Annotated in this window: 24 protein-coding genes and 1 pseudogene; 15 read left to right on the forward strand and 10 right to left on the reverse strand. The window is 69.1% G+C overall.

Going from position 1 to position 26,488, the window contains the following annotated elements; genetic code table 11:
- Nucleotides 1-244: 244 nt before the first annotated feature.
- Nucleotides 245-790 (reverse strand): RNA 2'-phosphotransferase, encoded by a 546-nt coding sequence (locus ACWIGI_RS05025; protein ID WP_454201059.1) that lies wholly within the window; start codon nt 788-790, stop codon nt 245-247.
- A 188-nt stretch (nt 791-978) separates the two neighbouring features.
- On the opposite strand from ACWIGI_RS05025, the gene ACWIGI_RS05030 reads away from it, so the two are divergent.
- The 8 genes from ACWIGI_RS05030 to ACWIGI_RS05065 all read left to right on the forward strand — a co-directional run bounded on the left by ACWIGI_RS05030 (nt 979) and on the right by ACWIGI_RS05065 (nt 10,734).
- On the forward strand, nt 979-2,484 hold the full coding sequence (locus tag ACWIGI_RS05030) for a leucyl aminopeptidase (protein ID WP_454201060.1): 1,506 nt from the start codon (nt 979-981) through the stop codon (nt 2,482-2,484).
- A gap of 412 nt (nt 2,485-2,896) precedes the next feature.
- Complete coding sequence (sucB, locus tag ACWIGI_RS05035; RefSeq protein WP_454201061.1) at nt 2,897-4,657, forward strand: 2-oxoglutarate dehydrogenase, E2 component, dihydrolipoamide succinyltransferase; 1,761 nt, start codon at nt 2,897-2,899, stop codon at nt 4,655-4,657.
- A 12-nt stretch (nt 4,658-4,669) separates the two neighbouring features.
- Nucleotides 4,670-5,569: a TIGR01777 family oxidoreductase gene (locus ACWIGI_RS05040; protein WP_454201062.1), complete on the forward strand. Its 900-nt coding sequence runs from the start codon at nt 4,670-4,672 to the stop codon at nt 5,567-5,569.
- A 197-nt stretch (nt 5,570-5,766) separates the two neighbouring features.
- Nucleotides 5,767-5,910 (forward strand): hypothetical protein, encoded by a 144-nt coding sequence (locus tag ACWIGI_RS05045; RefSeq protein WP_454201063.1) that lies wholly within the window; start codon nt 5,767-5,769, stop codon nt 5,908-5,910.
- A gap of 85 nt (nt 5,911-5,995) precedes the next feature.
- On the forward strand, nt 5,996-6,508 hold the full coding sequence (locus ACWIGI_RS05050) for an N-acetyltransferase family protein (RefSeq protein ID WP_454201437.1): 513 nt from the start codon (nt 5,996-5,998) through the stop codon (nt 6,506-6,508).
- A 26-nt stretch (nt 6,509-6,534) separates the two neighbouring features.
- Entirely contained in the window at nt 6,535-7,269 is a 735-nt protein-coding gene (gene lipB / locus ACWIGI_RS05055) for a lipoyl(octanoyl) transferase LipB (RefSeq protein WP_454201438.1), read from the forward strand.
- Nucleotides 7,270-7,291: 22 nt separating this feature from the next.
- Complete coding sequence (gene lipA, locus ACWIGI_RS05060; protein ID WP_454201064.1) at nt 7,292-8,383, forward strand: lipoyl synthase; 1,092 nt, start codon at nt 7,292-7,294, stop codon at nt 8,381-8,383.
- Nucleotides 8,384-8,538: 155 nt separating this feature from the next.
- Entirely contained in the window at nt 8,539-10,734 is a 2,196-nt protein-coding gene (locus ACWIGI_RS05065) for an elongation factor G-like protein EF-G2 (RefSeq protein WP_454201065.1), read from the forward strand.
- 24 nt (nt 10,735-10,758) lie between these two features.
- On the opposite strand, the gene ACWIGI_RS05070 is transcribed toward ACWIGI_RS05065, so the two are convergent.
- The 3 genes and pseudogenes from ACWIGI_RS05070 to ACWIGI_RS05080 all read right to left on the reverse strand — a co-directional run.
- Nucleotides 10,759-10,965, reverse strand: a complete 207-nt coding sequence (locus ACWIGI_RS05070; protein ID WP_454201066.1) for an excalibur calcium-binding domain-containing protein — start codon at nt 10,963-10,965, stop codon at nt 10,759-10,761.
- Between the two features lie 63 nt (nt 10,966-11,028).
- Entirely contained in the window at nt 11,029-12,156 is a 1,128-nt protein-coding gene (locus tag ACWIGI_RS05075; RefSeq protein ID WP_454201067.1) for a TerD family protein, read from the reverse strand.
- A 295-nt stretch (nt 12,157-12,451) separates the two neighbouring features.
- Nucleotides 12,452-12,991: pseudogene (locus ACWIGI_RS05080) on the reverse strand (exonuclease domain-containing protein); the annotation flags it as partial.
- A gap of 263 nt (nt 12,992-13,254) precedes the next feature.
- On the opposite strand from ACWIGI_RS05080, the gene ACWIGI_RS05085 reads away from it, so the two are divergent.
- Together ACWIGI_RS05085 and ACWIGI_RS05090 are read left to right on the forward strand one after the other, a co-directional pair.
- Nucleotides 13,255-14,001: a DUF4191 domain-containing protein gene (locus tag ACWIGI_RS05085; protein WP_454201068.1), complete on the forward strand. Its 747-nt coding sequence runs from the start codon at nt 13,255-13,257 to the stop codon at nt 13,999-14,001.
- A gap of 362 nt (nt 14,002-14,363) precedes the next feature.
- A complete protein-coding gene (locus tag ACWIGI_RS05090; RefSeq protein ID WP_454201069.1) occupies nt 14,364-15,230 on the forward strand; it encodes an alpha/beta fold hydrolase in 867 nt (288 codons plus the stop codon).
- A 225-nt stretch (nt 15,231-15,455) separates the two neighbouring features.
- Here ACWIGI_RS05090 and ACWIGI_RS05095 read toward each other — a convergent pair whose 3' ends face one another.
- From ACWIGI_RS05095 to ACWIGI_RS05115, 5 genes are all read right to left on the reverse strand, one after another.
- On the reverse strand, nt 15,456-15,743 hold the full coding sequence (locus ACWIGI_RS05095; RefSeq protein ID WP_454201070.1) for a DUF6510 family protein: 288 nt from the start codon (nt 15,741-15,743) through the stop codon (nt 15,456-15,458).
- A 2-nt stretch (nt 15,744-15,745) separates the two neighbouring features.
- Entirely contained in the window at nt 15,746-16,507 is a 762-nt protein-coding gene (locus tag ACWIGI_RS05100; protein ID WP_454201071.1) for a ferredoxin reductase, read from the reverse strand.
- Nucleotides 16,507-17,106, reverse strand: coding sequence for a sulfite oxidase-like oxidoreductase (locus tag ACWIGI_RS05105; protein WP_454201072.1), 600 nt, complete (start codon nt 17,104-17,106; stop codon nt 16,507-16,509). The genes ACWIGI_RS05100 and ACWIGI_RS05105 overlap by 1 nt, the downstream gene beginning before the upstream one ends.
- A gap of 181 nt (nt 17,107-17,287) precedes the next feature.
- A complete protein-coding gene (locus ACWIGI_RS05110) occupies nt 17,288-18,286 on the reverse strand; it encodes an alpha/beta hydrolase (protein ID WP_454201073.1) in 999 nt (332 codons plus the stop codon).
- Nucleotides 18,287-18,457: 171 nt separating this feature from the next.
- Nucleotides 18,458-18,991 (reverse strand): RDD family protein, encoded by a 534-nt coding sequence (locus ACWIGI_RS05115; RefSeq protein WP_454201074.1) that lies wholly within the window; start codon nt 18,989-18,991, stop codon nt 18,458-18,460.
- 473 nt (nt 18,992-19,464) lie between these two features.
- On the opposite strand from ACWIGI_RS05115, the gene glnA reads away from it, so the two are divergent.
- Nucleotides 19,465-20,901 (forward strand): type I glutamate--ammonia ligase, encoded by a 1,437-nt coding sequence (gene glnA, locus ACWIGI_RS05120; RefSeq protein ID WP_454201075.1) that lies wholly within the window; start codon nt 19,465-19,467, stop codon nt 20,899-20,901.
- Between the two features lie 233 nt (nt 20,902-21,134).
- On the opposite strand, the gene ACWIGI_RS05125 is transcribed toward glnA, so the two are convergent.
- Nucleotides 21,135-21,449: a DUF6191 domain-containing protein gene (locus ACWIGI_RS05125; RefSeq protein WP_454201076.1), complete on the reverse strand. Its 315-nt coding sequence runs from the start codon at nt 21,447-21,449 to the stop codon at nt 21,135-21,137.
- A 776-nt stretch (nt 21,450-22,225) separates the two neighbouring features.
- On the opposite strand from ACWIGI_RS05125, the gene ACWIGI_RS05130 reads away from it, so the two are divergent.
- The 4 genes from ACWIGI_RS05130 to ACWIGI_RS05145 all read left to right on the forward strand — a co-directional run bounded on the left by ACWIGI_RS05130 (nt 22,226) and on the right by ACWIGI_RS05145 (nt 26,477).
- Entirely contained in the window at nt 22,226-23,215 is a 990-nt protein-coding gene (locus ACWIGI_RS05130; protein WP_454201077.1) for a lipase family protein, read from the forward strand.
- 198 nt (nt 23,216-23,413) lie between these two features.
- Complete coding sequence (locus ACWIGI_RS05135) at nt 23,414-24,772, forward strand: MFS transporter (protein ID WP_454201078.1); 1,359 nt, start codon at nt 23,414-23,416, stop codon at nt 24,770-24,772.
- The gene (locus ACWIGI_RS05140) at nt 24,769-25,803 is read left to right on the forward strand and encodes an extracellular catalytic domain type 1 short-chain-length polyhydroxyalkanoate depolymerase (RefSeq protein WP_454201079.1); all 1,035 of its coding nucleotides are present in this window, start codon (nt 24,769-24,771) and stop codon (nt 25,801-25,803) included. The genes ACWIGI_RS05135 and ACWIGI_RS05140 overlap by 4 nt, the downstream gene beginning before the upstream one ends.
- On the forward strand, nt 25,800-26,477 hold the full coding sequence (locus tag ACWIGI_RS05145) for a TetR/AcrR family transcriptional regulator (protein ID WP_454201080.1): 678 nt from the start codon (nt 25,800-25,802) through the stop codon (nt 26,475-26,477). The genes ACWIGI_RS05140 and ACWIGI_RS05145 overlap by 4 nt, the downstream gene beginning before the upstream one ends.
- Nucleotides 26,478-26,488: the final 11 nt, after the last annotated feature.

Raw genomic sequence — 26,488 nt, forward strand, 5'->3', positions numbered from 1 at the left:
GCCGGCGGCGGGCCGCCATTGGAATTCGGTTAGCGCGTCATTGGTCGCACGGGGTTATCTGGTGGCGGGAATCATCGCCACGCACAACCGTTGATACCTGACCCCGGGGCCGAATCCTGCCGACGCTCCGGGTCGCCGGTCGGCGCTCCGCCCTCCGTCTGCCCACGGGCGGCGGGGCGTCGGCCATCCGCACGGCATCGGATCGCACAGCGCGGGCCGGGGTCGCCCGGTGCGGCACAGCGGCTCAGTCCAGCGTGAGGTACTGCGGCGGAACCGAATCCACCAGCCACACACCGTTTCCGGTGACGAAGAACTCGTGCCCGTCCCGTCGCATGGCGACGGTGTCCACCCGCAGAATCGCGGGCCTGCCGTGCCTGCCGCCGACCTGACGCGCGGTGTCCAGATCCAGGGACAGGTGCACATCGTGGCGGTTCATGGGCCGCAGGCCCTGCGTCAGGATCAGCCCGACACTGCGCTCGCCGGTCCCGTGGTAGAGCACCGGCGGCGGTTCGGCGGGCTCGTACCCCAGCTCGACGGGAATCGAATGTCCCTGCCGGGCCCGAATTCTCAGTCCCGACTCGTCGAACTCGAAGCGTTTCTTGTTGTTCTGTTCCACCACGGCGTCGAGCTGGGCGCGGGTGAAACCCTTCCCGTGCGCGGCCGCCTGCCGCAGGAACGCCGCCACCGGCACCCAGCCCGCCGAATCCGGGGTCAGGCCGATGGCCTCGGGGTGGTGGCGCAGCCAGTTCGACATCCGCTTGGACAGTCGTGTGATCTCTTTCTCGTTCATTCGTGCCAACCGTGACGCATCGCGCGGCCGGGCGCAAACCGATTTCCGGCGCGATTCCCGATCAGCTCGAGCCGAAGTACCAGGCCCGGGGCCCGGATCGGACGACCTGCCGCGACCCCCGCATCGCCGTCGGGAGCCGAGGCGCGCCGGACGGGTGAGCGTCGCGCACGCGCGCTAACGTGGGCGGCATGACAGCTGTTGCAGATCGTTCGCTCGGACCGGAACTGGCACGTACCGAGAGCATCGGCGAGGCCGATGTACTCGTCGTCGGACTCACCTCCTCCGATGACGGGCCCGCGATCGCCCCGGCGGACGCGTTCGGTGATGTGCTGGATGCGGACACCCGGGCGGCGCTGCTGACCGCACTGCGGGCGGTCGGCGCGAAGGGCAAGGCGGAGGAGCTCACTCGCGTTCCCGCACCCGCCGGCCTGACGGTGGACAGTGTGCTCGCGGTCGGGCTCGGGGCGGCCGACAAGATCGACGCCGAACAGATCCGCAAGTCCGCGGGCGCGGCCGGGCGCGCGCTGACCGGCGTCGGCACCGCCGTCACCACGCTCTCGGGCCTGGACATCGGCGCCGCCGCCGAGGGCTTCTACCTGGGCGCATACCAGTTCTCGGCCTTCAAGTCCGGCAAGTCCGCGCCCAAGGCCGGCGATCAGCCGATCCAGCGCGTCGAATTCCTGGTCCCGGACACCGGTTTCGGCGAAGAAGCGCTGTTCCGCGCCCGGTCGGTGGCCGAAGCCGTCGCCACCGCACGGGATTTCGTGAACACCCCGCCGAGCGATCTGTTCCCCGCCGAATTCGCCAACCGCGCAGCCGAGTTGGCCAAGGCCGCCGGACTGCAGGTCGAGGTCCTGGACGAGAAGGAACTCGCGGACAAGGGCTACGGCGGCATCATCGGGGTCGGCAAGGGCTCGTCCCGCCCGCCGCGCCTGGTGCGCATCACCTACGCGGGCGGTGACCCGAAGGTCGCGCTGATCGGCAAGGGCATCACCTTCGACACCGGCGGCATCTCCATCAAGCCCGCCCAGGGCATGGAGAACATGACCTCGGACATGGGCGGTGCGGCGGCGGTCATCGCGACCGTGCTGCTGGCGGCCCGGCTGAGCCTGCCGCTGACCGTCACCGCGACCGTGCCCATGGCCGAGAACATGCCGTCGGCTACCGCGCAGCGACCGGGCGACGTGCTGGTGCAGTACGGCGGCACCACCGTCGAGGTCATCAACACCGACGCCGAGGGCCGGCTGATCCTGGCGGACGCCATCGTGCGCGCGAGCGAGGACGAGCCGGACTACATCATCGACGTCGCGACGCTGACCGGCGCGCAGATGGTGGCCCTGGGCACCCGCACCCCGGGCGTCATGGGCACCGACGAGTTCCGCGACCGGGTCGCCGCGATCTCCCGGGGCGTCGGCGAAAACGGCTGGGCCATGCCCCTTCCCGCCGAGCTTCGGGGTGACCTCAACTCCCGCGTCGCCGATCTGGCCAACGTGGCGCCGCATCGCTGGGGCGGCATGCTCTCGGCGGCGCTGTTCCTCAAGGAGTTCGTGCCCGAGGGCGTGCAGTGGGCGCATCTCGACGTCGCGGGCCCGGCGTACAACACCGGCGGGCCGTTCGGCTACATCGGCAAGGGTGGTACGGGCGTACCGGTTCGCACCCTGATCGCGACCCTCGAAAGCATCGCCGCGGAGTAGCTGGCCGTATCGCGGGGCCGTTGTACGCGGCCCCGCATATCCGGACATTTACCCCATGTCGGGCCTCGATTGCCGAGGCCGGCGACACCCGCGCCCGCCGCCCGGGCCTGCCCGTAGGGCAAACCTGGAGCGAACCATCGCAAGGGTCGGGCAACGGGTGTGACCCATACGGCGAACCCATCCTCTTCGTGCTCACAGCCGGTTTTCGGACCCTGACAGGTCCGCTGAACGGCCGCCCTGTGACACGCCGCACCCGAACGAGTGCAAGGATGGGGAACCGGAACAACAACCTAATGATCTACGGGGCAGCCGAATGGTCGGCTGCCATACGGGCTTCCGCCGCGACCCGCGTCCGGACGGCCCGCCGGAGATAACTGTTTAACCCGACGAGCAGTCAGAGGAGTCAACGGACATGGCCTTCTCCGTCCAGATGCCAGCTCTTGGTGAGAGCGTCACCGAGGGCACTGTGACCAGGTGGCTGAAGCAGGAAGGAGACACGGTCGAGGTCGACGAGCCGTTGCTCGAAGTCTCCACCGACAAGGTCGACACCGAAATCCCGTCTCCCACCGCGGGCGTGCTGGTCAAGATCTCCGCCCAGGAAGACGACGTGGTCGAGGTCGGCGGCGAACTCGGCCTGATCGGTGAGGCCGGAGAGGCTCCGGCTCCCGCCGCTGCCCCCGCCGAAGCTCCTGCCCCGGCCCCCGAGCCGGCAGCCCCCGCACCCGCCCCGCAGCCCGAGGCCGCCGCCCCGGCGCCCGCCGCCGAGCCCGCGCCGGCCGCCGCCGCCGCCGGATCCGGCACCCCCGTGAAGATGCCCGAACTCGGCGAATCCGTCACCGAGGGCACCGTCACCCGCTGGCTCAAGCAGGTCGGCGACACCGTGGCGATCGACGAGCCGCTGCTCGAGGTCTCCACCGACAAGGTCGACACCGAGATCCCCTCGCCGGTCGCGGGCACGCTGCTCGAGATCTCCGCGCAGGAGGACGACGTCATCGCCGTCGGCGGTCAGCTCGGCGTAATCGGAAGCGGCGCACCGGCTTCCGCGCCCGCACCGGCTCCCGCCCCGGCCCCGGCTCCCGAGCCCAAGCCCGAACCGGCGCCGGCCCCCGCGGCCGCCGCTCCGGCTCCCGCGCCGGCTCCGGCTCCGGCGCCCGCTCCGGCTCCGGCGCCCGCCCCGGCGGCGAAGCCCGCCCCGGTCCCCGCCGCCGCCACCCCGGCCGACGAGCCCTCCTCCAACGGCGGTCCGTACGTGACCCCGCTGGTGCGCAAGCTCGCCGCCGAGAACGGCGTCGACCTGGCCACCCTCAAGGGCTCCGGCGTCGGCGGTCGCATCCGCAAGCAGGATGTGCTGGCCGCCGCGGAGGCGAAGAAGGCTCCGGCTCCGGCCGCGCCCGCCGCCGCACCGGCCGCCGCTCCCGCGGCAGCCAAGACCCCCGATCGCAACCTGGCCAACCTGCCCGGCACCGTGCAGAAGGCCAACCGCATCCGGCAGATCACCGCGACCAAGACGCTCGAGTCCCTGCGGACCACGGCGCAGCTCACCCAGGTGCACGAGGCCGACCTCACCAAGGTCGCCGCACTGCGGAACAAGGCCAAGGAGGCGTTCAAGGCGCGCGAGGGTGTGAACATCACCTTCCTGCCGTTCTTCGCCAAGGCCGCTATCGAGGCGCTCGGCGTGCACCCGAACGTCAACGCCTCGTACAACGACGAGACCAAGGAGATCACCTACCACTCGGTGGTCAACCTGGGCATCGCGGTCGACACCGAGCAGGGCCTGCTCTCGCCGGTCATCCACAACGCCAACGACCTGTCCCTCGCGGGGCTGGCGCGGGCCATCGCGGATATCGCCAACCGCGCGCGCAACGGCGGGCTCAAGCCCGACGAGCTGTCCGGCGGCACCTTCACGATCACGAACATCGGGTCCCAGGGCGCGCTGTTCGACACCCCGATCCTGATGCCGCAGCAGGCGGCGATGCTCGGTACCGGCGCAATCGTCAAGCGCCCCATGGTGATCACCGACAGCGGCAGCGAGTTCATCGGCATTCGCTCGATGGCCTACCTGCCCCTGACCTACGATCACCGCCTGATCGACGGCGCCGACGCGGGCCGCTTCCTCACCACCATCCGGCACCGGCTGGAAGAGGCGGCTTTCGAGGGCGACCTCGGGCTGTAGGGCGCTATCGGCATGAAGGTCGTGGTCGCCGGGTCCTCCGGATTGATCGGGACGGCGCTCGTCGCGGCACTGCGCCGCGACGGGCACGAGGTGACCCGCCTCGTGCGCCGTCCCGCCCATGCCCGCGATGAATATCGCTGGGACCCGGCGCGCGGCGAACTCGACGCCAAGGCGCTACGCGGGGCCGACGCCGTGGTGAATCTCTGCGGCGCCGGCATCGGGGCGCGGCGCTGGAACGGCGGCTACAAACAGGAGCTGCGCGACAGCCGCATCGTGCCCACCGACGTACTCTCCTCCGCGGTCGCCGCCGCGGGCGTGCCGACGCTGGTCAACGCCAGCGGCGTGCACTACTACGGCGGCGGCTCGGGCGACCGGGTCATGACCGAAACCTCTCCCGCGGGAACCGGATTCCTGGCCGGGCTGTGCCGTGACTGGGAGGCGGCCACCGCACCGGCCGCGGCCGCCGGAACCCGGGTGGTACGCCTGCGCAGCGCGGTCGTGCTGGCCCGGCACGGCGGCATGCTCGGAATGCTGTATCCGCTCTACTTTCTGGGGCTGGGCGGCCGTCTCGGCAATGGGCGGCAATACGTTCCGTGGATCTCGCTCGACGACGAAATCGGCGCGATCCTGTTCGCGCTCGGCGATGAATCGGTATCCGGCCCCGTGAATATGGTGGGTCCCGCCCCGGTCACCAACGCCGAATTCACCCGCGCGGTGGGGCGCGCGCTGCATCGTCCCACTCCCCTGCCGGTACCCGCGTTCGCGTTGCGCCTGGCCGTCGGGGAATTCGCCGACGAGGGAATCCTGCACGGGCCCAGGGCCATTCCCACCGTGCTCGAAGCGGCGGGATATCAATTCCGGCATCCGACGATCGGCGCCGCGTTGAATGCCGTCACCGGCGGCCGGGACTGAATAAATCATCGCGCGAACGCAATTAGCGAAAGGGTGTTCGGCGCGGCCCCGGTATGTCATGCTTGATCTTGTAGTGATCGGCCCTGACCACTGACAACGGTGGGGCAGCAGAGAGAATCGGCGATCCCGATTGCCGAGTAACCCCCTGTCTGGCTCGTACCGGATGCGGGCCAGCGAAGAAATGCTGGGGTCACATCATGATCAAGACAATCATTGCCGAATTCATCGTCGCGGTAGGTCTCGTAGTCGCCGGAAACATGGTCGACCAGGTCGAGGATCCTGTTCGCTGCACACTGCACATCATCGACCCGGGGGGCCTCATGGCGTGCATGGACAAGTGACCGGCACCGAGGCGCGGATCACAGCGGGAGCATCGCTACCGTTGGCCCGGTGAGCAGTGAACCGTTCGTGCTCGCGCCCGCCGAGCTGCTGGTGCGCGACGCCCGCGTGAGTGATCTTCCGGAGATCCTGGCGATCCACAACACCGCGATCGCCGAAACCACCGCCATCTGGGATACCGAACTCGCCGATCTGGCGGAACGGGAAGCCTGGTTCGCGGCCCGGACGGCGGCGGAGTGCCCGATCCTGGTCGCCGAGATCGACGGCGCGGTCGCCGGATATGCCAGCTACGGCCAGTTCCGGCCGAAGTCGGGGTACCGGTACTCGGTCGAGAACTCGGTCTACGTGGCCGATCGATTCCACCGGCGCGGGGTGGCCAAGGCCCTGATGACCGAACTGCTGGTCCGGGCCGATCGCGGTGGCGTGCACGCGATGATCGCGGTCATCGAATCCTCCAACCTCACCTCGGTCGCCCTGCACGAGAAGTTCGGGTTCCGGATCGTCGGGCAGATGCCCGAGGTGGGCCACAAGTTCGGCCGGTGGATGGACCTGACGCTGATGCAATTGCTGCTCGACGATGGCGTAACGTCGCTCTCGTGAGCGACAGCACGACGGCTACCGCACCGGTGCCCACCGCACCGGTACGCGGCGCCTCGGCCCGCTTCGACAGCACACCCCTGCTGGTCGAGGATCTGGGCCTGATCGAGTACACGAAAGCCTGGGACATACAGCGCGCCATCGCCGGCGAACGCGCCGAGGGCCGCGGCCAGGACCGGCTGCTACTGCTCGAGCATCCCTTCGTCTTCACCGCCGGGCGTCGCACCGAGGCCGCCGATCTGCCCGTGGACGGCAGCCCGGTCATCGAGGTCGATCGCGGCGGCAAGATCACCTGGCACGGGCCCGGGCAACTGGTGGGCTACCCCATCATTCGACTCGCCGAGCCGGTCGACGTGGTCAAGTACGTGCGCAGGCTCGAAGAGGCGTTGATCACCGTGTGCGCCGGGCTCGGACTGGAAACCGGTCGGGTGGAAGGACGTTCGGGCGTCTGGCTGCCCGGCTCGGACTTCCTGCCCGAGCGCAAGGTGGCCGCGATCGGAGTGCGCGTGCAGCGCGGGGTCACCCTGCACGGGGTCTCGCTCAACTGCAACTCCGCCCTCGACGGATTCCAGGCCATCGTGCCGTGCGGGATTCGCGACGCCGGCGTCACCACCCTGAGCCGGGAACTGGGCCGCGAGGTCACCGTCGCGGAGGTGCGGCCGCTGGTCGCCGACGCCATCGCGCGGGCGCTGGACGGCGATTTGCCCGTTACCGAGCACACCCTGGACCGCCCGGCCGCCCCAGGGCCTGCCGAAGCGAAATGATCGCGAGCGTAGGGTGACAAGGGTGACCTCCGTCGATACCCCGACATCGAACACCCCGTCCGCGCCGGAACCGTCTGCGCCGCGTCCGGGATCCGCCGCCGCGACCTCCCCCACCGCGGGCGGGCGCAAGCTGCTCCGCATCGAAGCGCGCAACGCCGAGACCCCGATCGAGCGCAAACCGAAGTGGATTCGCACCAAGGCCACCATGGGCCCGGAGTACACCGAGCTCAAGGGCCTGGTGAAACGCGAAGGGCTGCACACGGTCTGCGAGGAAGCGGGCTGCCCCAACATCTTCGAGTGCTGGGAAGACCGCGAGGCCACCTTCCTGATCGGCGGCGAACAGTGCACGCGGCGCTGCGATTTCTGCCAGATCGACACCGGCAAGCCCGCCGCCCTCGATCGCGACGAACCGCGCCGGGTGGCCGAGAGCGTGCAGGCCATGGGGCTGCGCTACTCCACCATCACCGGCGTCGCGCGCGATGATCTCGACGATGGCGGCGCGTGGCTGTACGCGGAAACCGTGCGCGCCATCAAGCAACTCAACCCGAGCACCGGCGTCGAGCTGCTCATCCCCGACTTCAACGCCGAGCCCGATCAGCTCGCCGAGGTGTTCGCCACCCGGCCCGAGGTGCTCGCGCACAACCTCGAGACGGTGCCGCGCATCTTCAAGCGCATCCGCCCGGCCTTCCGGTACGAACGCTCGCTCGCGGTGATCACCGCGGCGCGCGAGGCCGGCCTGGTCACCAAGTCGAATCTGATTCTCGGCATGGGCGAGACGCCCGACGAGGTCACCCGGGCCATGGCCGACCTGCACGAGGCCGGCTGCGACATCCTCACCATCACCCAGTACCTGCGGCCCTCGCCGCGGCATCATCCGGTCGATCGGTGGGTCAAGCCGGAGGAGTTCGTCGAGCATTCCGACGCGGCCAACGCCATGGGCTTCGCGGGCGTGATGGCCGGGCCGCTGGTGCGTTCGTCGTACCGCGCCGGGCGGCTCTACGCGCAGGCCATGCGGCATCACGGGCGTGAGATCGCGCCGGAGATGGCGCATCTGGCCGACGAGGGCACCGCCTCGCAGGAGGCCACCAGCGTGCTCGCGCGCTACGGCTCCTAGCCGCCTCTCCGCGCATTCGGGCCGGACTCGGGTATCACCGTCGTTCCGTCGGCGACCGGCGGTGAGTTGATCGGGGTAATCGTCCGATTCGTGGACGGGACCGCCCCGGCGGTGGGAAGCTCGAAGTACCGCACTTCGACCCCGGAGCGAGCCATATGGTCGAGCGAACAACGGCGTCGGCAGGCGCCAATGGAAAATCGGTGACGGCACAACGGCCGGACGAGATACGCAATGTCGCACTCGTCGGGCACAGCGGCTCGGGCAAGACCACGCTGGTCGAAGCCCTGGCGGTCGCCACGGGGGCGGTGGTGCGGGCCGGGCGGGTCGAGGACGGCACCTCGGTCTCGGACTACGACGACATCGAGCAGCGACAACATCGCTCCGTGCAATTGTCGGTGGTGCCCATGGCGTGGGACGGGAGAAAGATCAATCTCCTGGACACCCCCGGCTACGCGGATTTCGTGGGAGAACTCAGGGCCGGTCTGCGCGGAGCGGACGCGGCCCTTTTCGTGCTCTCGGCGGCCGCCGGGGTGGAGGGCGTGAGCGGTCCGACGCTGGCGCTGTGGGAGGAATGCGCGGGGGTGGAGATGCCGCGCGCGATCGTGCTCACCCATTTGGATACCGCGCGAGCCGATTTCGAGGAGATGACCGAGACCTGCCGGGACATCCTGGGCGGCGGGATCTCCGAAAGTATTCTGCCGCTGCATCTTCCGGTGTACGGAGACAGGGGCGCGGACGGGCATCGGCCGGTGATTGGCCTGATCGATCTGCTGACCCAGCACGTGTACGACTATTCAGCCGGATCGCACACCGAGACACCGGCTTCGGACGAACAACTCGCGCTCATGGCGGCGGCGCGGGATCGGCTCATCGAGGGAATCATCGCCGCGAGCGAGGACGAGACCCTGATGGACCGGTACATCGGCGGCGAGGAGATCGACCTCGAGACGCTGGTGACCGATCTGGAGAAGGCGGTCGCGCGGGGCAGTTTTCATCCGGTGCTGATCGCGGCGCCGCCGCCCGAGGGTGCGCGGCAGGGGTTGGGGACGGTCGAGATCCTCGATCTCATCACGCGCGGATTCCCCACGCCCGCAGAGCATCCGCTGTCGGCCGTCGGAGCCAACGGGCGATCCGCGGCGCTGGTGTGCGATCCCGACGCGCCGTTGGCCGCGGAGATCATCCGCACCGCGTCGGACCCGTACGTCGGGCGCATGTCGGTGGTGCGGGTGTTCTCCGGGACGCTGCGGGCCGATGACACCGTGCACCTGTGCGGACATCGCGCGGGCGGGCCGGGGACCCTCGATCACGATTCCGACGAGCGGATCGGGGCGGTGTCGGCACCGTTCGGCAAACAGCAGCGCCCGCTCGGGCACGCCATCGCCGGCGACATCGTGTGCGTCACCAAGCTGTCCCGGGCCGAGACCGGGGATACGTTGTCCGCCAAGCACTCTCCGCTGCTCATCGAACCATGGCCGATGCCGGATCCGTTGCTGCCGGTCGCGATTCGCGCGCACGGCAAGGCGGACGAGGACAAACTCTCGCTCGGGCTGGCCCGGCTCGTCGCCGAGGATCCCACCGTGCGGCTGGAGCAGAACCCCGATACCCGCCAGCTCGTGCTGTGGTGCCTGGGCGAGGCGCACCGGGACGTGGCGCTCGAGCGCCTGCGGGCGCGGTTCGGGGTGCAGGTCGATGTCACCGATCATCTGGTGGCGCTGCGCGAGACGTTCGCCACCACCGCCGTCGGGCGCGGGCGGCACGTGAAACAGTCCGGCGGGCACGGCCAGTACGCGATCTGCGAGATCGAGGTCGCGCCGCTGCCCAACGGGTCCGGCATCGAATTCGTGGACAAGGTCGTGGGCGGAGTCGTACCGCGCCAATTCATTCCGTCGGTGGAGAAAGGGGTGCGGGCGCAGGCCGCGCGGGGAATCAGCGCGGGGTACCCGCTCGTCGACGTCCGGGTGACGCTGTTCGAGGGGAAGGCGCACTCGGTGGATTCCTCCGACGCCGCGTTCCAGACGGCGGGCGGATTGGCGCTGCGCGAAGCGGCGGCCGCGGCGCGGCTGGAGCTGCTCGAGCCGGTGGCCGAAGTGCGCGTGGTGGTTTCGGACGAGTACGTCGGGCAGGTGCTCGGTGATCTGTCGAGCCGGCGCGGGCGCGTGCTCGGGACCGAGCCGGTCGGATCGGGCCGGACCGCCATTCGCGGTGAGGTGCCGGAACTGGAGTTGCGGCGCTACGCCGTGGACCTGCGTTCGCTGGCCCACGGCGCGGCGACGTTCACCCGCGCCTACAGCCGGCACGAATCCATGCCCGCGCCGCTGGCCGATGCCATGCGCGCGCAGCACACCGGGTAGGGCATGGCTTCACACGTTGGGTGACTAACGCTCGCAGGCGATTCCGTCGTCGTCGCGATCGAGGGCGGAGCGGTAGCCCGGCTCACCGCGCAGGATCGGCGCGGCGCCCGCGTCGCGGGCCGCGGCGCAGTTCTTGTAGTAGACCTCTTCGGCCTGCGCGGACTTGGTGCCCATCAGCAGCGCGGCGACAACGATGGCGATGACGCCGAACCAGGTCAGAAACTTCTTCACTCTTCTTCTTCCACAGTCGATTCCGAATTCGAGGAGCAGTGGAACCACCCCCGCCGAGGCACCTTACCCCTCGACCACGACACCGAATCCGGATGCCAATTCGCCCAGCCCGGCGGGATATCCCTGGCCGACCGCGCGCAGCCGCCAGATGTCGGCGCGCTGATAGATCTCGGCCAGCAGCAGGGTGCGTTCCTCGGTGGCGGCGTCCAGGGTGGCGCGGGCCAGCACACCGGCTTCGGGCCCGCCGCTGACCTCGATCTCGATCGCGCCGACCGCCCCGAACCGCGCCTCCGGGTCGTCGAGGGCGACGGCGAACACCACGCGGCGGCAGTGGTCGGGCAGGTCGTCGACGGTGAGGGTGATCGACTGCTCCCCCGGCGCGTCCACGGTCAGCACCGCGCCCGCGGTCTCGGGCTGGTTGTAGAACACGAAATCCGCGTCCCCCGTGACCTTCTCGTCCTGATCGAGCAGAAAGGCGACCAGGTCCACTTCCCAGCGCCCGTCCTGCTTCCAGGCCGCCCGCACCGTCCACGTGGCCCCGTGTCGCCCACCGGCCAGGTCCATCACCTGGCCCCGCGTCAGCTGTGCACCCATATTCAACTGTGGCACAGCGGGTTCCCGCTTCTCGTCCATTCGCCTCGCACCCAGCACTTCCGGCCCGCACACGGGCAACCCCAACGCCCGGACCCGCTCGTACCGCGGGTCCTGTTCGGCCCCGGCCAACACGAGCACGTCGGTGACGCTCGCGGAGATGTCGACCGCGACCGATCCCCCGCATTCGACCACGCGGGCGGTGGTGTCCGCCCGCCGGGTGTGAGTTCCCCCGAGGATGAGGAAGCGCCGCCCGGTGAGCGGGCCGCGGGGCGCCGAGTCGGGAGCCCTCGTGGCACGTGCCGCGGATTCGGGCGTCGGCGGTGGTTCGGTTGTCTCGGTATGGCTCGATTCCGACGCGGCGGCGGGCAGGGGTTCCTCGGTGTGGGACGGTGCGGACCGGGACGGCGACGGGGTGGGAGCCGGATCGCCGGGCGCGCTCTTCGGCAGGCCCGGGCCGATGTCGGCCAACAGGGCGAGGAATTCGGCTTCGGTGATCATCGGCGTGCCGTGTTCGGCAGCGGCGCGGGTCTTTCGGCTCCGGGCGTTCGGATCGTTGGTCACCAGCAAGCTGGTGCGGCGACTGACCGCGGTGGTCACGTCCAGGCCCGCGGCCTCCGCGCGGGCGAGCAGCTCCGCGCGATCGATCGCCGGTGAACGCGACCTTCATACCCTGGATCAGGCGGTTGTCGAACCGGCCGGGATAGCTGAACGAGCAGGGAATCTTGCGGGCGGTGCGCTCGATCGAGAAACGGCTCGGGCGGTCGGCGCCACCGGTGCGCGGGCGGATCAAGGGCAGCGCCACACCCAGTCGGCCCGCGTCGGCCATGAGACCGTGCAGCACACCGGCCAGGACCCGGGTGTCGTCGAGAGCATCGTGCGCTCGGCGCTGCGGTACCCCGTAGTGGGCGGCGAGGGTGCCCAGCTTGAAGTTCTCGGTGGGCGGGGAGATATGGCGAGCGAAGGCGAGGGTGCACAGCTGTCGCTCGACCGGGAGCACCGCACCCGCCCGGGTGAACTCCTCCGCCAGGAACCCGTGGTCGAATGTCGCGTTGTGCGCGACCATGACCCGCCCGTGCAACAGCTCCGCCAGGCGCGCCCGCACCGCCTCGAATCGTGGTGCGCCCCGCAGCTTCTCGCGCGTCAGCCCGTGAATCCGCACCGGCCCCGGGTCGCAGCCCGGGTCGAGCAGGGTGTGGAACTCCTCCACGATGCGACCGTCGTCGGCCAATGTCAGCGCCGCCACCGACAGCACCCGATCCCGGGCGCGATGCAGGCCCGAGGTCTCCACATCCACGAGCCTGAACGAACCGAATCCGGTGGTGGATTCGCAGGTTGTTTCGCGTGTGATCGGATTCCCCCTCGACTCGAATGTGACTCGCGCGCTGGAGAAATCACGCTTCGAGCGCTCGCCGTTACGACACGGCGTGCACACCCGACGACACGCCGTAGGACCCGGGCGACTGCGGCCCCTGGAGTACAGGTGAGCCGTGGCAGCGGGGCAGGGTGGGGGCCGTCACGCGAAGGGACGATCGAGGGGCGGCAGGACGTGGGTGCGGGGGCCGGCCTGTCGCCCGGAACCGGGCAATTGGGGTTGGGGTCGATTTGAGAGGTGTCGGGGTGGATTCGGATCAATGGGGCGGGGCGCGCTGGATCCCGTCGCGAACCAGCGCATACCGGGCCACTATCCTGGGGGGCATGGCAGCAGGTAAGGGCGGCAACGCTCCGTCGAAGGAAGCGAAGGCCGCGGCTAAGGCGGCGCGCAAACAGGCGTCGAAGGAGCGTCGCCAGCAGCTGTGGCAGGCGTTCCAGATGCAGCGCAAGGAAGACAAGGCGCTGCTGCCGCTGATGATCGGCGCGCTGGTCGGCGTCACCGCGCTGTTCCTGGTGATCGGACTGGTCTTCGACCTGGGCTGGTTCCTGCTGCCGATCGGCATCCTTCTCGGCGCGCTCGCGGCGTTCATCCTGTTCGGGCGGCGGGTGCAGAAGAACGTGTACGCCAAGGCCGAGGGGCAGGCGGGCGCGGCCGCGTGGGTCCTGGACAACCTGCAGGGCAAGTGGCGGGTGACCCCGGGCGTGGCGGCCACCACCCAGCTCGACGCGGTGCATCGCGTGGTCGGCCTACCCGGCGTGGTGCTGGTCGCCGAGGGCTCGCCCTCGCGGGTGAAGTCGCTGCTGGCGCAGGAGAAGAAGAAGGTCGCGCGACTGGTCGGCGACACGCCGATCTACGACGTGATCATCGGCACCGAGGGCGACCAGATTCCGCTCAAGGATCTGCAGCGCTACCTGACCAAGCTGCCGCGCAACATCGACGCCAAGCGCATCGACATCATCGAGGGCCGGCTGTCCGCGCTGGCCACCCGCGGCGGACCGGCGCTGCCGAAGGGTCCGCTGCCGGGCGGGGCGAAGATGAAGGGCGTGCAGCGCTCGATTCGCCGCCGCTGACACCACACTTCCACGAGGCCCGCGTCCGGATCCGGACGCGGGCCTTTTGCTGTCCGCACAACTCGATCCCCGTGCGCGCGAAACCCGACTCCGAAACGGAGTCGACCGCCCGGTTCCGGTAGCCGAAACGGAGTGCCGGTAACCGGCCGATCCGAGGCCCTACCCCCTCCGCCCGCGTCCCGTCCGGGCGCGGGCTTCGCCGTCTCGCACCGCAAAACCGGTGCTCAGCACCTATTCGCTTGGCCTCCTTCGATTCTCGGGAAAAAAATTCACGAGATCGGGAATGCCTTCGGCTCGACTAACCTTCTAACTATCGATAGCCGGTTAGAACACCTGACCGGCACCGACCGGAGGACGACACCATGACCACCGTGCAGCACCACACCGTCGAGATTCAGGGCCGCGAGATCTTCTACCGGGAGGCCGGCGACCCGGCGAATCCCACCATCGTGCTGCTGCACGGATTCCCCAGCAGCTCGGCCATGTTCCGCAACCTGCTGCGCGACCTCGGCGACGCCTACCACCTGATCGCACCCGACCACCTGGGCTTCGGGCAGTCCGCCATGCCTGCGGTCGACGAGTTCGAGTACAGCTTCGACGCGCTGACCGCGATCACCGAGGAACTGCTCGACACCCTCGGCCTCGACCGGTTCGCGCTGTACATCCAGGACTACGGCGCACCGATCGGACTGCGCATCGCCGCCCGCCACCCCGAACGGGTCACCGCGCTCATCTCCCAGAGCGGCAACGCGTATCTCGAAGGCTTCACGCCCTTCTGGGACGTGCTGTTCGCCCACGCGAAGGACCGCGCCGCCAACGAGTCCGCCGTCCGCGAACTGCTCGAGCGTCCCGCCACCGAATGGCAGTACACACACGGTGTTCCGGCCGACCGCCTGGCGCTCGTCAGCCCCGACACCTGGACTCTGGATCAGGCGTACCTGGATCGCCCGGGCAACAAGGAGATCCAGCTCCAGCTGTTCTGGGATTACCAGTTCAACCTCGACGGCTACCCGGCCTTCCAGAAGTACTTCGCCGAGCACCGGCCGCCGACCCTGATCACCTGGGGTGCGAACGACGAGATATTCGGCGCCGACGGCGCCCGCGCCTACCTGCGCGATCTCCCCGACGCGGAGGTGCACCTGCTGGACGCGGGCCATTTCGCGCTGGAATCACACGGTCCCGAGATCGCGGCGCTGATCCGCGACTTCCTCGGGCGCACGCTGGGTTGACCTTCCGCCCGGGCGCGCGAGTTCTTCGTCGCGAAGTCCCGGCACGCGGGGTCGAGCAGCGGCGGCGAATGGCCGCCGGTCGCGCCGCCCCTGGACCGCAGGGGTGCCGCCGGGCTGTGCGGACAGGTTCGGCCGGGGTGTCGGGGTGCGTAGCGGGCCTCGGATCCGCTGCCCATAAGCAGAATCGGGCCGGCAGGAACATGGAACGGCCTGCCCTCGACGCGCCTACCCCTCTGGTACGGGCAGGCACAGCGACGCGCCCTCGCCGAGGTCGAGCCAACGGCCCGCGGGGGTGACGGTCAGGCGCAGGACCACCGCCGAGCAATGGGAGCAGCGGGCCACCGTCCCGGGACAGTTCAGGTAGACCAGGGCCCGGGCCAGGGGTTCGACGGCGCCGCAGCCGCCGCAGCGGCAGCCGTGTGCGACGGGGTCGACGGCGAAGATCTCGGCGAGCAGCCCGGCCAGGACGTTGCCGTCGAGGTGGCTGGGTGCGGAGGTCGCGTCTGCGGACATGGTCAGCTCCCCGTCGGTCCGAAGCGTTCGGTTCTGATCGCGGCCGGATCGTGCCCGGCGGAAACCAGTGCGGTGGCGGCGAATTCGACGAACGGCGTCGGGCCGCAGACGTAGCAGGTGGTGTCCGGGGCGGGCGGCAGCGCGTGCGCGGCGATCTCCGCGGCGGTCAGCCGGGCCGGGACCCGAGGATCGCCCGGCGGCGCGGTGCGGGTGTAGGCCAGGAACAGCTCGATCCCCTCCGTGGCGCCGGGGTCCTGGTCGGCGGAGGCGAAGGGCGCGCGCTCGCGCAGCGGGGTCAGCTCGTCCCGGTAGTAGAGGTCATCGGGGGTGCGCAGGGAGTGCAGCAGCCGAAAAGCACTGGGGTTCGGCGAGTTTCGACGGGCGCGCAGCATGGCCGCCAGCGGGACGATGCCCGAGCCACCCGCGATGAGCGTCGCCGGTCCCCCGGTCTCGGGATCCCAGACGAACCAGCCGCCGACCGGTCCCCGGACCTCGACGAGCGCGCCGACCGGGAAGATGTCCACGAGATAGCCGGACACCTCGCCGTTGGGCACGCGCTGAATGGTCACCTCGATCTCGTCGCCGCGGGCCGGCGCGGCGAGCGAATAGCTGCGCTCGGCCCGGTAGCCGTCGGGCGCGGTGAGCCGGATATCGAGGTGCTGGCCCGGAAGATGCCCGGGCCAGCCCGGAACCCGCAGGGTCAGGGTGCGCGCGGTGTCGGTCTCGAGGCGGTCGGCGATGAGTTCGGCGGGCTGCCAGCGCATCAGTCGTCCCGGTAGCGCTGTTCGCGCCAGGGGTCGCCGTAGCTGTGGTAGCCGGCTGTTTCCCAGAAGCCGGGCTCGTCGTAGTCGTGCAGGCGAATGGACCTGACCCACTTCGCGGATTTCCAGAAGTACAGGTGCGGGACCAGCAGCCGGGCCGGGCCGCCGTGCTCGGGGTCCAGATCCGCGCCGTCGAAGGTGTGCACGATCCACGCCTTGCCGTCGGTCAGATCCTCGAGCGGCAGGTTGGTGGTGTAGCCGCCGTAGCTGGTGATGTACGCGAATTCGGCGTCGGTGACGACGTTTTCGAGCAGCGTGTCCAGGCTCACGCCCTGCCAGACGGTGTCGAGCTTGGACCAGCGGGTGACGCAGTGGATGTCGACGTGCGGGCGCTGCTGGGCCAGCGACATGAATTGCGGCCAGCTCCAACTGTATTGGCGGCCGGTCTCGTTGGTGATGGAGAACTGCCAGCGGTCCAGATCGACGGACGGGGTGGGGCCCGCCGACAGGACCGGGAAGTCCTCGGTCAGGTACTGGCCGGGCGGCAGGCGATCGTCCTGCGGGCGCGGGCGTCCCTGAAATCCTGGCGAGAAGGTACTCATGCGATCCCTCCGGACTACCGTCGGTGGCACTGCACGCTGGGCCTGGTACTCGGACAGACTACGCCCGGAAGGTCCGAAATTCCGGATGAACCGGACCTAACGGTCGCTCAGTACGAGGGTGCGGCCGCTCACTCGGCGCGAGTCACGGTCGCCGACGCGGCTCACGGTCACCCGGCTCGATTCAGCGAACGTGCCTGCCGAGGAAGGCGACCACCTCGGGCGTGATCGTCCGCCAGTACTCCTCGGTGTGCCCGCCGGGGCTGATGCGGCCCACCTCCAGCGGTGCGGCGCCGATGAACTGCCGGCAGCCCTCGACGAACTTGTCGCGGTCGCCCACCCAGACGCCGGTCGGCGCCGGACCCTGCTTGTCGATGTTGCGCAGCGGGTCCAGCGCCGTCCACTCCTCGTGGCTGCTGAAGGCGTTGCGCTTGCTCATCTCGTCCCAGGAGGTGATCAGACCCGGTGAGATCGCGGCGATCGCGTTGGCCGGGCGGCCCCGCTCGTTGCGCCGGCGACCGTACAGCAGCGAGCCGAAACCACCCATGGAGATGCCGGTGCACGCGAACGGCTCGCCCACCGGACCACCGAGACGGCGCTCGCTCAGCCAGTGCGGAACCTCGTCGGTGAGCATGCGCATCGGGTCGTCGTTCACGTTGCGCTGATGCCAGTAGCTGTCGCCGCCGTCCACGGCGAGGAAGCCGAAGGCCGGGACCAGCCGCGCGGCGACGGCGACGGCGAGCACCTCGGCGAGCCCGCCGACGGCGGCACTGCGGGCATTGCCGTGCAAGCCGTGCAGCAGCAACGACATCGGCAGGCCCTCGTGCGGAACGCCGGGCGGGAGGATGGCGACCACGTCCACGTCGCGCCCGCGGGCGGCCGAGTACAGGCGCTCGGTGCGGATCAGCGGGTCGATGCCGAACACGGTATGCGCCACGTCGTTGTCCGGGGCGGCCTGCACGCCGGTGCCCACCGCGGCGGCGGCCGTCGCCACGCCGAGTAGTCCCGCTGTCGCCAGGATGGAACGCCTGCTGAACCTGCGCGCGACACGCCGGTCGGCAGCCTCATGGCTCGTCGAGCCCATCGAATCCTCCATCAGCACATCAACAGCTATCTGCCGTGGCGCGCGCTCGAGCAGCACTCCACGGCAGATGCCCTGCACCATACCGACCCAAAACAACACACGGTGAACGCTTGGCTACGTACAGAGGTCCCCCTGAACACCACTTTTCGGCCTCGACCGGGAGTTATGGCGCAAACACCGCAATTCTAATCTGCGAGCACCGAATGGACCCGCAGGTCAAGCAGGTGTCAGGGAAAAGATCGAAGGAATTCAGCTGCGGCTCAGCCTGGTTCAGCGACTGTAGACCATGCCGGTGCCCGTGGCCCGGTCGTGCATGCCGCGGCCGTTGGCATCGGTGAACAGGGCCGGGATCACGAAAATCAGGATGAGCTGACGCACGAGCGCGCGGACGAAACCCACCGGGGCGTCGGCGTCGACGCGGGACACGCGGATGCGCAGGAAGTACTGGCCGGGCGTGAAGCCGAACAGCGTCACCCCTAGCAGGCCGATGCCGAACCAGACGAAGATGTTGTAGTTCACCAGCTCGCCCGCGATGAGCGTGAAGCGCGACGGGATCTCCTGATCGGGATAGTTGCTGATGAACTTCGCGACCAGCGCGTCGCCGTTGGGGCGAACGATGATGGCGGTCAGGCCCAGGGCGATGAACCAGTCCAGGATGAACGCGGGCACGCGCCGGACCATCGGGGCGAGCGCGCCCACGCCGGACTTGGGCAGACCGAGGTCCTTGCCCTGGTAATCACCGGGGGCCTCGTCGCGGGGTTCGCCGTTCGGGCCGGACAGCCAGGAGCCGGTGATGCGTGACATGCCCCCACCTTATTCGGCCCGCGCAGGCCGCCGAACACCCCCGGTGCCCGCGCATCCCATCGAGCGAGACACGTCACGCGCGCGGCGCCCCGAGATGCGGGACGCGGCGATCGGTGCGAGGCTACGAAACACAGGGGTACACCGGCGTGACCGGAAAGTAACCGGGGCGAGGCGCGTGCGGTGAGGATTCTCACGGCGACCGGCCGCGACACGATAAGACCCCTGTCTTTTGGGGCCCTTACCTGCGCTTCGACCGAGGTCGGTGGCAGGATATCGGTGCTGGTCGAACGCCACACGGCGGTCGGTCTAGGCGAATTCCACCCCGTGGGAGACCGCCGAACACCCGCCCAGCTGTACGTGTAACACTGGCGAAACACAGCCTTGATTGCGGGGAAACACCGCGTCCATACCGTCTGGTCGCGACGAACCCATGCAGTTGAACTGGCTGGGAACCGATCCGTAAGGAGTACTAAGTGGCGTTCAGCACGGCCGACGAGGTCATCAAGTACATCAAGGAGGAGGAGGTCGAGTACGTCGATATTCGTTTCACCGACCTCCCCGGTGTGCAGCAGCACTTCTCGATCCCGGCGAAGGCCTTCACGGCCGATCTGGCTGAAGAGGGTCTCGCGTTCGACGGCTCGTCCGTGCGCGGCTTCCAGTCGATCGACGAGTCGGACATGCTGCTGCTCCCCGACTTCAGCACCGCCCGGCTGGATCCGTTCCGTGCCGCGAAGACTGTCAACCTGAACTTCTTCGTCCACGACCCGTTCACCCGCGAGGCCTACTCCCGCGACCCGCGCAACATCGCGCGTAAGGCCGAGGAGTACTTGAAGTCGACTGGCATCGCCGACACCTGCTACATCGGTGCCGAGGCCGAGTTCTACATCTTCGACTCGATCCGCTACGACTCGGGCATGAACGGCTCGTTCTACGAGATCGATTCGGTGTCCGGCTCCTGGAACACCGGCAAGGAATTCAACCTCGACGGCACCCGTAACCGTGGTTACAAGGTCCGCAACAAGGGTGGTTACTTCCCGGTCGCCCCGTACGACCACTACGTGGACCTGCGCGACAAGATCTCGACCAACCTGCAGAACGCGGGCTTCGAGCTCGAGCGCGGCCACCACGAGGTCGGCACCGCCGGTCAGGCCGAGATCAACTACCGCTTCAACACGCTGCTGGGCGCCGCTGACGACCTGCAGCTGTTCAAGTACATCGTGAAGAACACCGCGTGGCAGGAAGGCAAGTCCGTCACGTTCATGCCGAAGCCGCTGTTCGGCGACAACGGCTCGGGCATGCACGCCCACATGTCGCTGTGGAAGGACGGCAAGCCGCTGTTCCACGACGAGGCCGGCTACGCGGGCCTGTCGGATCTGGCGCGTCACTACATCGGCGGCATCCTGCACCACGCCCCGTCGCTGCTGGCGTTCACCAACCCGACCGTCAACTCGTACCACCGTCTGGTGCCGGGCTACGAGGCCCCCATCAACCTGGTGTACTCGCAGCGCAACCGCTCGGCCGCGGTTCGCATCCCGATCACCGGCTCGAACCCGAAGGCCAAGCGCATCGAGTTCCGCGCGCCGGACTCCTCGGGCAACCCGTACCTGGCCTTCGCCGCCATGATGATGGCCGGCCTGGACGGCATCAAGAAGAAGATCGAGCCCCTCGCTCCGGTCGACAAGGACCTCTACGAGCTTCCCCCCGAGGAGGCCAAGAACATCCCGCAGGCCCCCACCTCGCTGGCGTCGGTCATCGACAAGCTCGAGGAAGATCACGAGTACCTCACCGAGGGCGGCGTGTTCACCGAGGACCTGATCGAGACCTGGATCGACATCAAGCGCAACCAGGAGATCGCCCCGGTCAACCTGCGCCCGCACCCGTACGAGTTCGAGCTCTACTACGACGTCTAAATCGTCTGTGTAGCACACGGTCTCGTGAGGCCCCATCCGCTCCGGCGGGTGGGGCCTCGCCCGTTTCGGGGTGCTGCCGCCTGCGCCGCCGCGCCGATCAACTGGATGCCGCCGATTGACGGTATTCCTCCACGGACGTGTGGCCGGTATGAGGAAGCAGGAAAAGACAGGTCCCCGACACCCGAGCGATCAGCGGCATGAGCGTGCATCGGCTGAGGCGTCGGCAAGGCCGATCAAAGCTCGGTCGGCTTCACCCGGTTCTGCGTCGCAGGGGGCAGGCGCACAGTGCCTTTCGCAACGTCCACTCCGAATGGATCAGCGCCGCTGTCGAACTGCTCACCACGCAGTTCGCGGCTTCGAATCTCCTGCTGCGTGTGCTGGCTCGATGGAGCGAACAGAGCTTGCATCTCTCCGAAGAGGCCCGCCACCCCGCCGGCGCCGAACTTTCCGCGAGGAGCGACCCAGCCTCGCACCTCGGCCAACACAAACAACCGGTCCAGCACCACTGCGAATACAACGATGCCTATCACCATCCACACCAACGGCATATCCACCCCTCGACGTCCGCAACTTCGACGGTACCCCGCTCGTGCCGACCGGTGTCGCCACGGCTTTATCCGATTCCGGTCAGCGCGATTCGAGAAAGCGCCAGACGACGGCGATCGAACCCCTCATCGGCATGACAGGCTGCTGAAAGGAGCGTCGGCCAGGCCGTCCAGCAGCTTCGAACGCCCCGGGATCAGCTTAGAAATCGACAAGTCTCGTTTCGCAATTCAGCGTCGGCCAACAATCCCAAGCGCTCAGAGGGCAGGCCGGCTCGTCCGAGATTTCTAAATCGCCTGTGTAGTAACCGTTCTCGGGAAGCCCCAGTTGCTCAGCGGCTGGGGCTTTCCCCGTTTCCGGGGGTGGGACGACCTTCTTCTGCGAACCAGACAAATGACCGATTGGGATGGGGTAGCGTGCGGCATTCGGGGGGATTCGCGGGCGGCGGTCCCGGGCGGGGAGGGTTGTTCGGATGGCGCATCGGGGCGGATCGGCTTGTGGCGCAGCAATTTCGGCTGGACGTCGGGTGAAAGCGGCTTTGGTCGTCGCATCGGCCGTGTTGTGTGTGGTCGGCGCGCCTATGGCGGTTGGGGGCGCAGACGCCGCGCCTGTTGTGCCGCAGCTCGATGCGTTCTACAGCCCGCCAGCGGGGTGGGACTCGGAAGCAGCTGGCACCGTGTTGAACTCGCGGGTCATTGAGGTCGCCTCGATGGGGCGGCAGGCGCAGAACGCGGACGCTTGGCAACTGCTTTACCGATCTACCGACGTCGACGGGCAGCCTATGGCTACCGTCACCACGGTGCTGCGGCCGCGGGGTGGGGAAGTCAAGGGGCTCATCAGTTACCAGGCCGCCACGGACGCCTCGGCGCCGCAGTGTGCGCCGTCGGTCGCGCTGCGGCAGGGGGCGCCGGACCAGTACGACTCCAGTCTCGATCTCATGACCATCGAGCAGATACTGGCTACCGGGCACGCGGTCTCCGTGCCTGACTGGGAGGGGCCCAAGGGGGCGTTGTTCAGCGCGAACCAGCCGGGGTACGCCGTGCTCGACGGTGTGCGGGCGGCCGAGCGGTTCGAGCCGCTCGGGCTGGCGGGGGTTGACACGCCGGTTGCGGTGATGGGGTACTCCGGCGGGGGATTCGGTGCGGGGTGGGCCGCGCAGGTCCAGCCGAGCTACGCCCCTGAACTGCGGCTGGTCGGTGCGGCCGTGGGCGGGGGTAGGGCGCAGCTGAGTGACTACCTGAAGTCCTTGAACGGTGGGCCGTTCTCCGGATTCCTGCCCGCGTTGTTGCCGGGCGTTATGCGCACCGATCCTCGGGTGGCAACGGCTTTCGGCAACCACCTGACGCCCTCGGGGCAGGCGCTGCTGGCCGCGGGGGACAGCACATGCGTGACGGCCAACCTGGGTAGGCACGCCATGCTCAACATGGACAACTACCTGACGATCCCCTTCTCCCAGGTGCTGGACCAGGTTCGGACCTCCGCCGACAGCTGGGAGTTCCAGCCGGCGGCGGAGACCCCGCCGATGTTCGTGTACAACGCCGTGCACGACGAGATCGTCGCCATCGCGGAGGCCGACCGCATGGTGGCGCGGTGGTGTGACGCGGGAGCGGCCATCACCTACACGCGAGACCTCCTGAGTGAGCACGTCAGCCTCGCGATCACCGGAACGTCCGCAGCCCTGCGGTGGCTCGACGAACGCCTGGCGGGGCAGCCCGCGGCGGACGGCTGCTCGGCGCGCACGGTGACCTCCATGGCCATCGACGGCGCCTGACACGAAAACCACCGTGTAGCAACCACTCTCAGGAAGCCCCATCCGCTCCGGCGGGTGGGGCTTCGCCCTTTTCCGGCCTCGAATCAGGCGGTCGCTTCGTCTCGACACCGCAGCCTTGACGGTTACAGTCCGTATACTTATAGTTACGCGCTGTATAGTTAGAGTGACGGCAGTCACGCAAGCAGCACGAAGGACGCCATGGCGACCAGCAGGACCGTTCCACCGCAGGAACCCACCGGAAGCTCGGAGGGCGCGGCGGCCGGCGTGCCCACCTACGCGTGGCGACTCGTCGCGTTGCTCGCGGTGGCGAACGTGTTGAACTTCTACGACCGAGCCCTTCCGACGATCGTCGCCGAGGACATCAAGGCCGAGTTCGCACTCAGTGACACCCAGCTCGGTGTGCTGATGAGCGGGTTCACGGTCGTGTACGCGCTGGCGGGAATCTGGCTGGGGCGCATGGCCGATCGGCGGTCGCGGCGGGTGATCATGGCGGGCGGACTCGTGGTGTGGAGCCTGCTGACCGCGGCCAGCGGCGGGGCGTGGAGCTTCGCGGCGCTGCTGATCTTCCGGCTCGGAGTCGGGGTCGGGGAGGCGTCGTACGCCCCGGCCGCCAACGCCACCGTGTTCGACATGTTCCCGGTCGACAAGCGTTCCAAGGCAACGGCGATGCTGCAGCTCGGGCTGCCGCTGGGCCTGCTGCTGGCGTTCTTCACCACCGGCCCGCTGGTCGAGGCGTCCGACTCCTGGCGCACGCCTTTCTATTTCGCCGCGATCCCCGGGCTGGTGGTCGCCGCGCTGCTGCTCGTCGTCCCGATGCCCGAGCGCGCGCCCGCCACCGCACAGCAGCTCGCGGCCGAGCGAGGCGGCCGGGCGCTGCGGGACCTGCTGCGCATCCCGACCATGTGGTGGCTGATCCTGGCCGGAATCGGCCTGCAGATCAGCACCTATTCGGTGGCCACCTTCCTGGTTCCGTTGCTGCAGCGCTACTTCGGGCTGAGTCTGTCCGAGGCCGGGACCGGCGCCGGTCTCGTGATGGGCGTCGCGGGCCTGGCCGGTCTGCTGATCGCGGGACCGATCGCGGACCGGGCACGGCGGCGCTCGTCGGCCGCCCGGCTCGCGGTGGCCGCCGTCGGCATGGCGGTCGCGGGCCCGCTCGCGTGGGCGGCCTTCGGCCTGTCGCCGAGCAGCGCGGTCGCCTTCGTCCTGCTGCTGTCGCTCGCGTCGGTCCTGATCAACATGGTGCAGCCGGTCGCGTTGCCCGCGGTCTCGGAGATCGTCGAGGCGCGCCGGCGCGCCTCGGCCGTCGCGATCTACTTCGGCGCGTTCTATCTGCTCGGCGGCGCGTTCGGCCCGGTCCTGACCGGTGCGCTGTCGGAGCACTTCGCCGACCGCGCCACCGCCACCGCCGAGATCACCGCGTCGGCCTTCGGCCTGCACGCGAGCATGGGGTGGCTGATTCCCCTGTCCTGCTTGACCTGTGCGCTCGGCGTCGCCGGCGCCATGACGACCATCGAGCGCGATCGCCGCAGGGCCGCGCAAAGGGAGGCAACCGCATGACGAACCGTCACTCCGTCCGATTCGCTTTGGCGCGAACGGGTTTCACGGCCGCCCTCGCCGTCGCACTCACCGGCGTCGCCGCCGCGCACGCGACTCCCGAGCCGCAGGGCTACGACCGCACCGCGGTCTTCCACGGGGACGCGGGCGCGGTGAGCTACCAGGTGCACGTTCCGCCCGCGCACTCCCCCGGCCGCGCCCTGCCCCTGGTGGTCGCGGTGCACGGCTGCGGCATGACGGGTTTCACGCTGAACTCGATGAAGGACATGACCGACCTCAACGCGCTGGCCGACCGCGAGGGTTTCCTGGTGGTCTACCCGTCCCAGGATCTGGCGCGCGGCCTGCGCCTGAACTGCTGGAACGGCGACGACGCCGCCCATCAGCGCCGGGGCGAGGGCGAGCCGGCGCTGATCGCGGGCCTCACCGAACGGGTGATCGCGGAGTACGGCGCCGACCGCTCCCGCGTGCATGTGCTCGGCGCGTCGTCCGGCGCCGGCGTCGCGGTGATCATGGCGGTCACCTACCCCGATGTCTACGCCTCCGCGATGTCGATGGCCGGCGCCGAGTACAAGATCAACGAAGCGGGCCGGGACGCGGCGGGCAAACTCGACCCGGTGCATCTCGGGCCTGTCGACACCGCGCAGCGGGCCTTCGCCGAGATGGGCCCGCGGGCGCGCGCCGTACCGCTCATGGTGGTTCAGGGCGACCAGGACACCACCGTGCCACCGCATTTCGCCACGCGCCTGGTCACGCACTGGGCGGCGATCGACGATCTCGCGATGACCGGCGGGCTCGACGGCCCGGTCGACGACATCCCGGAGTCGGTCGAGCAGGTCAACAACCCGGACCAGCATCCGTACACGTACTCGAAGTACCACGCGCAGGGCGCGGACACCTCGCTGATCGACTACGTCCTGGTGTCCGGCATGGCCCATCGCTGGCCCGGCACCGGTTCCGGTCCGCTCGTCGACAACGCGGGCCCCGATCTCGCGGCCCTGTGGTGGGATTGGGCGAAGACCCGGAGCATGCCGTGATCACGGGCATCGCGGGCGCGCCGGCGTCGGGCAGACTGACCGGCGTGGACACTCCGGCACCCCAGCGACGCACCCGCATGTCCCGCGAAGCCCGCGCGGCCCAGCTGCTCGACATCGCCGAGCATCTGTTCGCCACCCGCGGCTTCGAGGGCACCTCGATCGAGGACATCGCCCGCGAGGCGGGGGTGACGCGCCCGATCGTCTACTCGCACTATCAGAGCAAGGACGTGATCCTGCTCGAGTGCGCGCGCCGCGCCCGCGCGGAGCTGGAGTTTCGTATCCGCGAGCCCGAGTTGCTCATCGAGGCGGGCGCGGGCATCGAGGCGGTGATGCAGCGCGCGGGCGAGATCCTGTTCGAACTGCTCGAGCGCGACCCCCGCCGCTGGATGGCGCTGTTCAATCCCAGCGCGGCGCTCACCCCCGAGCTCGCCGAGCAGCTGACCGAACTGCGCCGCAAGACCATCGAGCGCATCGCCGAGATGGTCGCGCACTTCTCCGGCGGCACCGCGATCGACACCCCGTTCGCCTACGCGATCAGCGGTGTCGGTGAACAGCTCGGGCGGTGGTGGATCGCCAATCCCGAGGTACCCAAGGACCACGTCGTCGCGCTCTACCGCGACTTCATCACCGGCGGCCTGGCCAATCGGCTCGGTACGGAACGGAGCGAGAAATAACCACCACCGCA

The sequence above is a fragment of the Nocardia sp. NPDC055321 genome (genome assembly GCF_053645575.1).